The following is a 13156-nucleotide window of genomic DNA, read 5'->3' on the forward strand; positions in this document are numbered from 1 at the left end:
CGTCCGTGGTACGGATGCGCGGTCCACACCGCCACGTCCGCCGTCAGCGGTCGAGGGCGAGTCACGGCGTCGGGTCGGCGCACGCCCCGTGGGCGAGGACCTCGACGTGCAGGTGCGGGCCGGTCGACAGGCCGGTCAAGGCACGGCAGGTCCGGTGAGGAGTCGGCCCTTCGTGTCGTACGGCCAGACGTTGGGGGCGCAGCCGTGCATCCCCTTGATCTGCTGCATCATCGCCGGGGCCGGCTTGCCCGCGCCGGGGCAGGTCACATGGCCGTGACCGAGGAAGTGGCCGACCTCGTGGTTGATGATCAGCGCCCGGTAGGCGTCGACGTCGTCGGCGTACACCGGAGTCGCCAGCAGCCACCGCTTGAGGTTGACCACGACGTCCTTGCCCACATTGCAGTTGACCTCGCCGCGGGTGTTCAGCCCGTACCGGCCGCAGATCTTGTCCACGGTTCCCGGCGTGGCGAGCCGTACGACGAAGTCGGGCGTACCGTCGGCGACGCGCCGGAACGCGGACTCACCGTCGGCCGTCCAACCGCGGGGGTCGGCGAGTATGCCCTCCACTTGCTGGGCGACGTCGGCGGCCGATTGCTCGAGGCCGTCCTCGACGACGACCTCGTAGCGCAGCAGCCGGCTGCCCTGCCCCACGGTCCCGCTTCCACCTCCGGCGGTGGTGAACGTGCCGGGGCCCGAGGACGGGATGCCGGCCGAGGAGGAAGACGAGGAAGAAGAGGGCGAGGAAGAGGGGGAGGAGGGGGAGGGGGAGGGGGTGGCCTTCGGAGGCGGGGTGACCGTCCCGCCGGGCTTGGTGCCGGCCTTCTCGAGGCCCTGGGCACCGGTCGCCGTGCCGCTCGGCTTCGCGGACCGGTCCGGCGCCGGCCGGGAGGGTCGCGCGGCGGCAGCGGGTCCGTCGCCCGCCCCGGAGGCCGCGGGCGGCGTCCAGTTCATGGCCAGGGTGGCGGCGGAGGCGAGTGCGGCGAGCGCGGCCAGGCCCCCCAGCAGGGGCCCTTTCGCCTTCCGGCCATGCCCGCCGGCATGCGCGGGGCCTCTGCGACGACGACGGGATCGCGAGGAGGATCGCGAGGTCGAAGGCGTCGCACGGTGAGCGGTCGTGGTCATAGCCGTCAAGGCTGTGTGCGCGATGTGATGGAATCTGGCCCAAGAGGTAACGGAACTGTAACGCCTGATCGTCGGCGGGGCTATGTGATCGTCCCGTAACAGTTCCCTGGCCGGACCTCGTCCCCACCTCAAGTCCCTTGATCCGTACGGATACTGAGGGCATGCCACGTGTCCTGCTCATCGAAGACGACCGCGCCGTACGGGAGGGCGTCCTGCTTGCGCTGCGCCGCCAGGGGCACGACGTCGCCACCGCCGGGACCGGGGAGGACGGACTGGCCCGGCTGCGGTTCTTCCGGCCGGACGTCGTCGTGCTCGATCTGATGCTGCCCGGCCTGAGCGGCCTTGAGGTGTGCCGCCGGATCCGTGCCGAGGACCAGGTGCCGATCATCATGGCGACCGCACGGGGCGACGACACGGACATCGTGGTCGGGCTCGAAGCCGGAGCGGACGACTACGTCGTCAAGCCGGTGCAGGCACGTGTGCTGGAGGCCCGTATCCGCGCGGTCCTGCGTCGGGTCGGCGCCGCGCCCGCCGACGGCGGCATACCGAAGATCGAAGCCCACGGCGAGGGCGGCGAACTGGCCATCGACCGGGCCGGGTTGACCGTCACCCGGCAGGGCGTGCCGGTCTCCCTCGCCCCTTCCGAACTGCGGCTCCTGCTGACGCTCTCGGCCTCACCCGGCCAGGTGTTCTCCCGGCAGCAACTGCTGGAGGCGGTCTGGGAGCACAGCTATCACGGTGACTCACGGCTGGTCGACGCCTGCGTCAAGCGGCTGCGCACCAAGATGGGCGAGCCGGCGGGGCAGCCGCGCTACATCCAGACCGTGCGCGGCTTCGGTTACCGGTTCCAGTCCCGGTGAAGCCACCGCTGCGCGGCCTGCGCGGCCGGCTCCTCGTGGCGTTCGTCCTCGTCGCCGCCGTCGCCACCCTGACCACGGGCGCCCTGACCTTCAGGGAAGCCCGCACCGGGGTGCTCCAGCAGGGCCAGGACACCGTGATCAAAAGATTCCGGTATCACGTCAACGCCATTGCCGCGGGCATCAGTTATCCCCCGAGCCGGGCCGACCTGCAGTGGGTCGCCACGGAGGTGGCCCGCGCCGAACCGGCGCAGAACTGGCGCGTACTGGTCACCTATCGCAAGCTGCGCGCCACCTCCACGCCGCAGGACAGGTTCACCGAGCTGACGCCCGCCATGCGGTCGGCCGTGGGTTCCCGCCGGGCCGCCGTCTTCCAGCGGGTGTCGACGGACGGCCGCTCCTCGCTCGTCGTCGGCCTGCCGGTCACTTTCGAGAGCCCCAGCGAGCACCCGGCGTCCGGGGTCGCGGTCTTCCTGACCGTGCGGCAGACCGCCGAACAGGGGTACGTCGATGCCCTGGTCGCCGCCATCGGGCGCGCCGTCGTACCCGCGCTGGGCCTGGCCGTCCTGCTCGCCCTGCTGGCCGCCCGGGGTGTGCTGCGCCCGGTACGGGAGTTGCGCCGCGCCACCCGCAGGATCGCCGAGGGCCACCTGGACACCCGGCTCGCCATCAACGGCTCCGACGAACTCGCCGACCTTTCGCACACCTTCAACGAGACCGCCGCCGCGCTGGAGGAGTCCGTGGCCGAGCTGCGCCGCATGGGGGCCCGCGCCCGCCGCTTCGTCGCGGACGTGTCGCACGAGCTGCGCACCCCGCTGGCGGCGATGTCGGCGGTCACCGACATCCTCGACGAGGACGCGGCCCGGCTTGCCCCGGACACCGCCACGGCCGTACGGCTCATCAGCGAGGAAACCGTGAAGCTGGCCCGCCTGGTGGACGACCTGATGGAGATCTCCCGCTTCGACGCGGGCGCGGCGGGCCTGCAACTGGACGACATCGACCTCGCCGAGTCCCTCCGGCGCACCCTCGTCGCCCGCGCCTGGTCGGCCACGGTGGACACCCGGCTCCCCGAGCCCGGCGAACTGAGCGGCCGGGTCGACCCGCGCCGCCTCGACGTGGTCGTCGCGAACCTGGTCGGCAACGCGCTCGGGCACGGGGCGCGCCCCGTGCAACTGAGCCTGTACACAAGGAAGATGCCGGACGTGGAAGAAGCGAGGTGGGCGGTCATCGAGGTGCTGGACAGTGGGCCGGGCATTCCCGCCGACGTCCTGCCGCACGTCTTCGACCGCTTCTACAAGTCGGACACCGCCCGGACCAGAACGGAGGGCAGTGGCCTCGGGCTCTCGATCACGGCCGAGAACGTCCACCTGCACGGGGGCACGGTCCGGGCGGCGAACCGTGCGGAGGGCGGCGCCGTGTTCACGGTCGAGATCCCCCTCCAACGACCTCTGGAACGGGGGGAGTCATGAGCCCCGCACGCCCGTGGTTCCGGCCCGCGCTGCTGATCACGACCGCCCTCCTGCTCACCTCCTGCGGTATCCCCGAGACCGGTGTGGTGGAGGCCGGAGAGCCCGCCACCGGCATCCGCCCGGCCCACCTCCTCTACTTCGTCAACGAGGGCACTCTGCTCCCCGTCCGTCGCCAGGCCACCGGCCAGATCGGCATCGAGACGGCTGTGGACATGGTGTTCCGGGGCCCGGACATCATGGAACGCCGTAAGGGCGTGACCACCGACCTTCCCCGGCTGACGGTCGGTCCGACGGTCCGGACGGACGGCGGGGACGGCGGGCGGGTGTCGATCGAACTGCCCTGGGGCACCGGGCCACTGACCGACACGGCCCTCACCCAACTGATCTGCACAGTCGCCGACGCCCGCCTCCTCGAAGCCCCGGACACCGACACCGCATCGATGAGAGTGACCGTGACAGTTCCCGACGCCTGGCACACCAAAGCCACCGGCGAGGCGTGCCCATCCGTTACGAGCGCCGACTGACTCCTTCTACGGCCCCCGCCGGGACGCGTTCCAGGACGCCGCCCGCGAAGACGTCGTACAGCGGCAGGGTCTCCAGGTGCACGTATCCGATGTGGCAGTCGCATACGGCCAGGGGGCAGGCACGCGGAGCGAGCGCGGCACGGTAGGAGCCGTCGTAGAGATTGCCCAACTCGGCCCGCACGAAGTGACAGCGCCGGACCGTTCCCTCACCGTCCACGGAGATGACCGACTCTCCAGTCCGGCACGGCATGCCGGCCGAGCGGTGCGGATGCCGGCTGTACGGAAAGAGCGGGTCCAGCGCGGTCCACTCGGCGGCCTGCTCGTCCGTGTACGTGTGGCCCTCGGCGGCGTTCACCCACAGATACACGTGCTCCGGCAGTTCCGTACGCAGCCGGCGCGCGTGCTCCATATGCTCGGGCACACCGACGATCCCGACGCTGTGGCGCACTCCCATGGCGGACAGGCGGTGCGTCTTGGCCAGGAATCGCTCGTAGGGAGTCTGCCCGGGGTGATACGTGCACCACAGTGCGACGGTGTCGAGGTCCGCGTCCCCCAGCCAGTCGGTGCGGCAGCTCAGGTTGGTCTGGATGGCGACCCGTCGGACGTGCGGCTGGTGCGACAGTTCCACCAGGGTGCGGCGGTACCAGGAACGGACCAGGCCCTCTCCCCAGGGTGTGAAGAGCAGCGAGAGGTTTTCCTCTCGCTGCTCGCGCGCCCACGCGGTGAACCGTTCAAGGGCCGCCCGGTCGGCTCGCAGTTGTGCGGTGGTGTCGCGCCGCTTCGCGAACGGGCAGTACGGGCAGTCGTAATCGCAGGAAGAGAGAGGGCCGCGGTACAGAATCGTCAGGTCCACGGAGGCCTTCACTTCATCTCGTAGGCGGCCATGGCTTCCCGCACGGCCGGCGAGAAGAAGTCAGGGCCGATCGCGTCCGAGTGGGCGAGTCCCTCGGGAGAGAGAAGAAGCCGGCCCGCCCCGGACTCCTCGAGCCAGCCGCGGGCCGCGAGGGTGTCCAGCTCCGCGCCGAAGTCGTCGTGCGGATCGGACCCGAAGCGGAGGCGGTAGTCCGCGACGGCCAGGCCCTCGACCTGGAGAAGGGACTGCAGCAGATGCCGGCGCCTTGCTTCGTCCTCGTCGACCCGTCGTCCGTGCAGTGCGTGGGAGAAGTCCTCGGTGGTGGTGTAGTCGTCGACGATGCCGCGGATCTCCCGCATCGACACGGCGTAGTCGAAGGAGTAGTGCAGCGTGGAGGTGTACGAGCGCGCACCGCAGCCCAGGCCGATCATGCCGTCGGTCTGGCAGGCGTAGTCGTCAGGTCCCTGCGGCGGCGCGTCCACGCGCCGGAACATCCGCATGGACACCTGTTCGTAGCCCTGGGACAGCAGATGGTCGCGTCCCTCCCGGTAGCGGCGCAGGCGTTCCTCGTCCCACTGCCGGTCGGCCGCCTGTGGGTCGGTGTGGCGGCCGAGACCGGTGAGCGGGCGGATGTAGAGGGGATAGAGGTAGATCTCCTCGGGCTGCCAGGCGAGGGCCGCGTCGAGGGAATATCGCCAACTCGCCGCGCTCTGGCCGTCGATGCCGTAGATGAGGTCGATGTTGAGGACGGGTAGCGCTGCCTCGCGTATGCGTCCCAGCGCCGCCTCCACGTCGGCGCGCCGCTGGGGACGTACGGCGGCACGGGACTCCTCCTCCACGAAGCTCTGCACTCCGAGGCTGAGACGGGTGGTGCCCCGCTGTGCCAGCACGGCCAGCCGGTCGGCCGTGGCGGTCGCGGGGGACGCCTCCACGGACAGGGGTATCGCCCGCAGGTCCGCTCCCATCTCCTGCTCGGCGATGTCGAACAGCCGCTCCAGCTCGGTGGCCTCCAGATAGGTCGGTGTGCCACCGCCGAACGCGGCGTTGGCGAAGCGTACGGGCTCGTCCTCGCCGAGGGCCTCGCGGACGGCGGCGGCCTGGCGCCGCACCGCGTCCAGGTACCGTCCCGTCAGCCCGTCGGGGGCTCCGATACGGGTGAACAGATTGCAGAAGCCGCAACGGACCTCGCAGAACGGAATGTGCAGGTACAGCGAGAGCGCCTGCCGGGATTCGCCCTCCCACAGGTCCTTGAGCAGGGGCCGCGGGGTGAGCGGCCGGTATGCGGTCTTGTGCGGGTAGGCGTAGGTATAGCTCTGGTAGGGGCGCGGCAGGACGGCCGGGGCCGCCGCGGAGGGTCGGGTCATGCGGACGGCTCCAGAAAGAAATGGCTGTAGGGCACGGTCCACACGGACTCGTGGCCGAGACGGTGGCCGCTGTAGCCGTCATCTCCGTAGGCGGTGCCGTGGTCGGAGCAGACGACGGCGAAGCAGCGGCGGCGCGAGCTCATCGCACTGAACAGCCGGCCGACATGACGGTCGATGTATTCCAGCGCCGCGGCATGGGTGCGCCGGCTGTCGCCGGTCTCCCGGGTGGCCCCGGGCAGGTGGAACCAGTTCGGCTGGTGCAGCGCGGACGCGTTCAGGAACAGGAACAGCTTCTGCTGCTGCGGCAGTTCGGCCACGACCTTCTCGGCGCACGCGACCTGGGCCTCGAAGGACGTCGGGGAGGCCACGGAGAACTCCGGCTCCCAGTGACTCTCCTGGAAGAGCCCCGGCAGGACGTCGCCCAGCGCGCCCCGCTTGTTGAAGAAGCCGACGCCGCCGACGCACACGGTGCGGTAGCCGCGGTCGGCCAGGGCGGACACGAGGTTGGGGGCGTCGAAGACATACGTGCCGTCCGTCGTCGTCTCGCTGCCCGCGAACCGCGCCGCGAACAACCGTGGATGCGGACCGGGCTGCGCCGGAGTGGGAAGGAAACCCGCGAACATCGCCTGGTGCGAGGCGTAGGTGAAACTCCCGGGCGCATGCCGCTTCTCCCAGGTGCCGCCGGGCAGATGCGCGGCCAGGTTCGGCAGGCGTCCTGAGGCCGCCAGTTCGATCGCCACGTCGTAGCGAAGGGTGTCGAGGGTCAGGAGGAGCAGGTCGTCCCGGCCCACCACCTCGTTCATGTCGGGTGTCCTGGCCGGGGTGGGCGGAGGGGGTGTCGTGGCCGACTCGCGGTCGGGTTCAGGCTGTGGCATGTGCTGTCCTTGGCGGAACGAGGAGCGATGGAGCGGGTTGTACGGGAAACCTGCCGGGGGCGAGGGACCGGAACGCGGCGATCTGCGCGGCGTAGGTGTCCAGGTCTTCCGCGCCGCTGCCCGGAAGGCCGGTCAGGCGGGGGAGGAGATCTCCGAAGGCGTTCACCTCCGCGACGGCGAACCGCCGCCAGCCGATGGCCGGCAACAGATCGACCCCCACGCACAGGGTGCCGGGGAAGCAGGCCGCGGCGCGCTCGCTGATGTCGATGGCTTGTGCCCATCGGTCACCGGCCAGCGCCCGCGCGGCCGCCAGATCGCCGCGGGCCCCGCCCAAATGGAGATTGGTGAGAGGGGAACGGCTCGTGCGGACGACGGCGTGTGTGGCCCTGCCTCCCACGACCACGATGCGCAGGTCCGCCGACCTGTTCCCGAGTGAGGCTTTCGGCAGCCAGCGCTCGATGTGCAGCCCGTCCGGGGCGAGGGTGTCGACGATCGTGGCGATCTCCGACTCGTCCGTGTAGCGGCGGATGCGCAGGGAGTTGTGGAGACGGCCGTCCTCGGCGCGCTCCACCGACGTGGTCGCCCGGATCCGCCCGGAAGAGGCCGTCTCGATCGCCAGGACGCCGGAAGCGGACGAGCCGTGGGCGAGCTTGACGAAGACACGCCGCATACCGGCCTCACGTATGAGATGCCGTACGTCGCTCCAGCCCCGCACAGCTGCGATTCCGCCGGACGTGGGCGACGGCGGCACCGGTACGCCCGCGTCGGCGAGGCGGGCATGACACAGCCTTTTGTCGAAGAGCACGGCCAGGTCTGCCGGAGCGTCGAGACGTACGCCTCCCCGCAGTGAAGCCACGCAGGCGAGGAAACCGGCGTACCAGCGCGCGGAACCCTCCACGCGTGTCGGACCCTCGACGCCGCGCAGCAGCCTGTCCACCTCCGCGTTCTCTCCGGGCGAGTCCAGGCGGACCACCTCGTCGTCGGCGAAGGCGTGCCCGCCGTCATGGAGCACGTCTCGCCATTCGACGACGCGGGGCGTGCCGCAGCCGGCCGCCTCCGCAGCCGCGGTGAACAGGCTCAGCCTGCGGTTCTCGCCGTTGACGACGACCGCCCACCTCACCGCTGTGCCTCCCGGATCCGTGTGGCCCATGCCGCTTCCCCTCCCACCGGCCGGGGGCCGGACGGCGCTACTCACCCACCGCGACGAAGCGCCAGACCGTACCGTCCTCCTCCTCGTCGGACTCGGCGTCGTCCTGGTCGGCGTAGACCTCGACACCGGCGGGCTCCAACGTCTCCAGCAGTCGGGTGCGCAGGGCCGTGCTCAGGTAGTTGTGGTGCAGGTCGAGCTTCTTGAGATGCGTCAGCGGCTGGCCCGTCAGCAGCGCCGTCGCACCGTCGTCGGTCAGCACGCCCATGGAGACGTCGAGGACGTCGAGGCGCGCCACCACGGGGGCCGCTGCCAGCGCCGCGCAGATGTCGTCCTGTATCTCGCTGTTGCGCAGGGCGAGGTGGGTGAGCGCGGGAAGCCTGGTCCCCGCGAGGAACGGCTCCAGATCGGCCACGTCGGCGTCGCCACCGTATTCGGACGTGCCCAGCCACAGATCGAGATGGACCAGGGCCGGCAGGTCGCTGCCGGCGATTCCGCGCACCGCCACGGCGGGCATGCCGCCGGTCTCGACGGTCAACGTGCGCAGCCGCTCATGGCGGACGGGAGGGAAGACCAGCTGGTTCCCGCCCCGGACGCCGAACTCCTCCAAGTCGGGGAACGCGTCAAGGAGGGGACTGATATCGCCCTGGACGATCCACGAGATCTCGCACTCCTCCATCACGATGTCGGCGAGGAACAGGCCGCGCAGGGCGGGCAGCCGGTCACGGGCCGCGACCAGGGCCTCGATCACCGCGTCGGGGGCACTGTCGTACACGTCGCTCCACGCGCCGACGATCAGGGCGCGCACCTGCGTGGTGTCCACCGCCTTCAGGAAGCGTGCGAAGGCGTCCTCCCACGCTTCGTCGCTCTCGTAGGAGTCCACGGCGACGCGCCACGCCACGGACTCCGGCGACGGAAGAGACGTCGCACGGGAAGCCTCGGCGTCGGCATTCGGAAAGGTGAAGGCCGGCAGGCCGTGGAATTCCCCGAGGTGGCTACCGATGGTCATGCGCGCCCGCTCCTTCTTGCTGAGGCCGATGGATCGACGTAGTGCTTGCGAGCCTGGAGCGCGCCGACGCATCCAGGTAACGGAGTTCTACCAAGCCCCACTGACAACGCCGCGAACAGGGTTGCCCGGTCGACGAGACGTGATTGTCAGTGCTCGCCTCTACGGTCTCTTCCATGGCGCACCGAGTGCCTTCTCGGGAGGGAGACCCATGTATCGGCAGGGAGACGTTCTGATCGTGTCATTGGCGCAGGACGCGGTGCCGGACCACGCGAGGGACGCCGCGTCCGAACCGCGCGACGGCCGCGGCAGGCTCGTCCTCGCACTCGGCGAAGTCACCGGCCACGCCCATGCGGTGGTCGGACCGGGGCGGCTGATCCGGGAGAGCGGGGTGTTCGGCCCGATGCTGCTGCACGTTCCGGACGGCGCGCGCGTCGTGCACGAGGAGCACGCGGCGATCACGCTCCCGAAGGGCTGGTACCGCGTGATCCGGCAGCGGGAGTACGTCCCGGGTTCGGTGCGGATCGTCGCCGACTGACGCACACACGAGCAGATGTGCCTGGAAGCAGGGCAATTTCGGAGGGGAACGGCGTGATGGATCAGAGCAGTTGGCGTGCGGTGGCAGCGGCGACGGGAGCGGGTGACCGGGCGGCCGCGGAGGAGGGAGTTCGACTCGCCTACCGGCGCGCGGGGCTGGCCGAACCCGCACGGATCGTGTGGACGCGCTCGCCCCGTGAGGCGGTGCGGATGCTCATGGGGGCGAAGTACGCGGACGGTTCGGACCTGGGCGACACGGGTGCGAGCGTCCGCGACGCGGTGCTCAGCAAGCCCTGGGCGGCGGAACGGGACCGTCTGCACAAGCATCTGGGGCCGGAGGGCTGGAGCGGGCACTGGCGTGCCACGGGAGCGGCCCTTTGGGAGTCCACCCGAACCCTGGCGGACCGGATCCGGTCGGGAGTCGTCGAGGAAGAGGCCTCCGACCGGCGCGCGGAGACACAGGTCCGGCTGCTGCTCCTGGACGCGGTGCTGGGACAGCACGACGCGTCATGGCTGTGTGCGTTCGACACCGCCGGAGAGGGCGAGAACCCCCTGAGCGGTCTTGGCGCCGTGGCATGCAACGCGGGCTGGTGGTGGCCCTATGAGAAGGTGGCGATCGTCAGCGAACGGCCTCGGTGCCTCCACCGCGACGAAGCGGGACGCCTCGACAGAGGGGACGGCCCGGCTCTCGGCTACGCGGACGGGTTCGAGCTGTACGCCTGGCGCGGAATGCCCGTCCCGCGTGCGTTCCTGGACGAGCTGAGGTCGTTGACTCCCGAGCGGATTCGCGACGAGGAGAACGCCGAACTGCGCCGCGTGATGCTGGAGTACTACGGCTACGACCGGTACCTGGAGGAGTCCGGGGCGGTGCCCGTCCATCGTGACGAGACGGGAGTGCTGTGGCGCGTCGAACTGGTCGGTGACGAGGACGTGGTGATGGTGGAGGTCGTCAACTCCACACCGGAGCCGGACGGTACGAGCCGCACGTACTGGCTGAGGGTCCCGCCGACGACCCGTACCGCCAGGCAGGGGGTGGCGTGGACGTTCGGACTGGACGCCGAGGTCTATGAGCCGTTGCGGCAGACCTGAGCGCCGCGGACGCGGGCGACGCAAGCCGCAAGGGCAGAGGGACGGCCGGCCCCCGGCTCGCCGGGCTGATGACCCGTCCGTCGTCGTTCGCCTCCCGTACCGCCGACTTTCACATCGGCGCCACAGGAGCCTACCCGGGCGTTCGGTGCTGTTGAAACACTCCATTCGCACACGTTCCAGCAGTAACGGCCATCCGTACTCCGTCAGGACCGAGGTCACTCAGCCATGTCATCAGTGAATCGGCGTCGCTTTTTCCAACTCGCGGGCGGCACCGCGGCGTTCACCGCTCTGTCGAGCAGTATCGAGCGCGCCGCCGCACTGCCCGCGCATCACCGGTCCGGCACGATCGACGACGTCGAGCACATCGTCGTCCTGATGCAGGAGAACCGGTCCTTCGACCACTACTTCGGCTCGCTCAGAGGTGTTCGCGGTTTCGGTGACCCGCGCCCGTCCGCGCTGCCCAGTGGCAAGTCGGTCTGGCACCAGTCGGACGGCACCAAGGAGGTGCTGCCCTTCCACCCGGAGGCCGACGACCTCGGCATGCAGTTCCTGGAGGGCCTGCCGCACGGCTGGCCCGACGGACATGCCGCCTACAACGACGGCAAGTACGACAGGTGGGTCCCCGCGAAGGGCTCCACCACCATGGCGTACCTGACTCGCGAGGACATCCCGTTCCACTACGCGCTCGCGGACACCTTCACCGTCTGCGACGCGTACCACTGCTCGTTCATCGGCTCCACCGACCCGAACCGGTACTACATGTGGACGGGTTACACCGGCAACGACGGCGTCGGCGGCGGCCCGGTCCTCGGTAACGACGAGCTCGGCTACGACTGGACCACGTACCCCGAGCGCCTCGAGGAGGCCGGGATCTCCTGGAAGATCTACCAGGACATCGGCGACGGTCTGGACGCCTCCGGCTCCTGGGGCTGGATCGCGGACGCGTACCGGGGCAACTACGGTGACAACTCGCTGCTCTACTTCAACAAGTACCGCAACGCCAAGCCCGGCGACCCCTGGTACGACAAGGCTCGCACCGGCACCGACGTGAAGAACGGCGACGGCTACTTCGACCAGCTGAAGGCCGACGTCAAGGCGGACAAGCTGCCGCAGATCTCCTGGATCGCCGCCCCCGAGGCGTTCTCCGAGCACTCCAACTGGCCCTCGAACTACGGCGCCTGGTACATAGCCCAGGTCCTGGACGCCCTGACGTCCAACCCCGCGGTCTGGGCGAAGACGGCGCTGTTCATCACCTACGACGAGAACGACGGCTTCTTCGACCACGTCGTGCCGCCGCTCCCGCCGCGCTCCGCCGCGCAGGGCAAGTCCACGGTGGACGTGGAGCCGGACCTCTACAAGGGTGACGCCAACCGCGTGGCCGGTCCCTACGGTCTCGGCCCGCGCGTGCCGATGCTGGTGGTCTCGCCCTGGAGCAAGGGTGGTTACGTCTGCTCCGAGACCCTCGACCACGCCTCGATCGTCCGGTTCATGGAGCGCCGCTTCGGTGTGCGCGAGCCCAACATCTCGCCGTGGCGCCGGGCTGTCTGCGGCGACCTCACCGCCGCCTTCGACTTCTCCCGCAAGGACCCGCGCCCCGTCGAGCTGCCGGACACCGACGGCTACGAGCCGCAGGACCGCGAGCGCCACCCCGACTACAAGCCGACCCCGCCCGCCGACCCGCGGCTGCCCCGGCAGGAACGCGGTCTGCGCCCGGCCCGCCCGCTCAAGTACGCGCCCCTCGTGGACGGTTCGGCGGACCCGGCGGCCGGCAAGTTCACCCTGACCTTCGGCTCGGGCGCCAAGGCCGGCGCCGCGTTCCTCGTCACGTCCGGAAATCGCACCGACGGCCCCTGGACGTACACCACCGAGGCGGGCAGGACGGTCTCGGACACCTGGAACTCGGCATACTCGAACGGCTCGTACGACCTCACGGTTCACGGTCCGAACGGCTTCCTGCGCGCCTTCAAGGGATCGGGGAAGACCGCGGGACCCGAGGCCACCGCACGCCACGTCGGCGACGACGTGGAGCTGACCTTCACCAACAAGGGCTCCGGCACGGTCGACCTGAAGCTCACCAACGGCTACGGGGGGCGGGCGCGTTCGTTCAAGGTGCGGGCGGGCGCGACCGTGAGGCACCGGGTGGAGCTTCGGGCGAGTCGACGCTGGTACGACCTGACCGTCGTGTCCGGCACGGACTCCGGGTTCCTGCGGCGGTTCGCGGGGCATGTCGAGAACGGCCGGGCGGGCGTGAGCGATCCGGCGATCGTGACCGACTGATGGATACACGAACCCTGGTTGTTTTCCGGCCGACTC

Annotated in this window: 12 protein-coding genes; 6 read left to right on the forward strand and 6 right to left on the reverse strand. The window is 70.3% G+C overall.

The features are described from left to right. Positions 1–135: 135 nt before the first annotated feature. Entirely contained in the window at positions 136–951 is an 816-nt protein-coding gene (locus AB0D57_RS01585) for a DUF3152 domain-containing protein (RefSeq protein WP_362065788.1), read from the reverse strand. A 332-nt stretch (positions 952–1283) separates the two neighbouring features. Between AB0D57_RS01585 and AB0D57_RS01590 the strand changes: the two genes are divergently transcribed. Genes AB0D57_RS01590 through AB0D57_RS01600 form a run of 3 tightly spaced genes read left to right on the forward strand, consistent with a single transcriptional unit; the run spans position 1284 to position 3972 of the window. Continuing rightward, positions 1284–1982, forward strand: a complete 699-nt coding sequence (locus AB0D57_RS01590) for a response regulator transcription factor (RefSeq protein ID WP_362065790.1) — start codon at positions 1284–1286, stop codon at positions 1980–1982. Further along, positions 1979–3448, forward strand: coding sequence for a HAMP domain-containing sensor histidine kinase (locus tag AB0D57_RS01595; protein WP_362065792.1), 1470 nt, complete (start codon positions 1979–1981; stop codon positions 3446–3448). Before AB0D57_RS01590 ends, AB0D57_RS01595 begins: the two co-directional genes overlap by 4 nt. Next, a complete protein-coding gene (locus AB0D57_RS01600; RefSeq protein ID WP_362065794.1) occupies positions 3445–3972 on the forward strand; it encodes a hypothetical protein in 528 nt (175 codons plus the stop codon). Before AB0D57_RS01595 ends, AB0D57_RS01600 begins: the two co-directional genes overlap by 4 nt. Here the strand turns inward: AB0D57_RS01600 and AB0D57_RS01605 are convergent. The 5 genes from AB0D57_RS01605 to AB0D57_RS01625 are packed head-to-tail and all read right to left on the reverse strand — an operon-like array spanning position 3956 to position 9220. Continuing rightward, positions 3956–4825, reverse strand: coding sequence for an STM4011 family radical SAM protein (locus AB0D57_RS01605; RefSeq protein ID WP_362065796.1), 870 nt, complete (start codon positions 4823–4825; stop codon positions 3956–3958). The genes AB0D57_RS01600 and AB0D57_RS01605 overlap by 17 nt on opposite strands. A gap of 8 nt (positions 4826–4833) precedes the next feature. Next, positions 4834–6189 carry an STM4012 family radical SAM protein gene (locus AB0D57_RS01610; RefSeq protein WP_362065798.1) on the reverse strand — a complete coding sequence of 452 codons (1356 nt, stop codon included), beginning with the start codon at positions 6187–6189 and terminating at the stop codon, positions 4834–4836. After that, positions 6186–6992 (reverse strand): STM4013/SEN3800 family hydrolase, encoded by an 807-nt coding sequence (locus AB0D57_RS01615; protein ID WP_362066165.1) that lies wholly within the window; start codon positions 6990–6992, stop codon positions 6186–6188. The genes AB0D57_RS01610 and AB0D57_RS01615 overlap by 4 nt, the downstream gene beginning before the upstream one ends. Before the next feature lie 58 nt (positions 6993–7050). After that, entirely contained in the window at positions 7051–8214 is a 1164-nt protein-coding gene (locus tag AB0D57_RS01620; RefSeq protein WP_362065800.1) for an STM4014 family protein, read from the reverse strand. Positions 8215–8251: 37 nt separating this feature from the next. Then, positions 8252–9220, reverse strand: a complete 969-nt coding sequence (locus AB0D57_RS01625; RefSeq protein WP_362065802.1) for an STM4015 family protein — start codon at positions 9218–9220, stop codon at positions 8252–8254. 208 nt (positions 9221–9428) lie between these two features. Here AB0D57_RS01625 and AB0D57_RS01630 point away from each other — a divergent pair, with 208 nt between their 5' ends. The 3 genes from AB0D57_RS01630 (at position 9429) to AB0D57_RS01640 (ending at position 13120) form a co-directional block, all read left to right on the forward strand. Next, the gene (locus tag AB0D57_RS01630) at positions 9429–9755 is read left to right on the forward strand and encodes a hypothetical protein (protein WP_362065804.1); all 327 of its coding nucleotides are present in this window, start codon (positions 9429–9431) and stop codon (positions 9753–9755) included. A 53-nt stretch (positions 9756–9808) separates the two neighbouring features. Further along, positions 9809–10843, forward strand: a complete 1035-nt coding sequence (locus AB0D57_RS01635) for a DUF6745 domain-containing protein (protein WP_362065806.1) — start codon at positions 9809–9811, stop codon at positions 10841–10843. A 225-nt stretch (positions 10844–11068) separates the two neighbouring features. Beyond that, a complete protein-coding gene (locus AB0D57_RS01640; protein ID WP_362065808.1) occupies positions 11069–13120 on the forward strand; it encodes a phosphocholine-specific phospholipase C in 2052 nt (683 codons plus the stop codon). Positions 13121–13156 lie beyond the last annotated feature (36 nt).

The organism is Streptomyces sp. NPDC048275 (genome assembly GCF_040652275.1).
Taxonomy (GTDB): Bacteria; Actinomycetota; Actinomycetes; order Streptomycetales; family Streptomycetaceae; genus Streptomyces.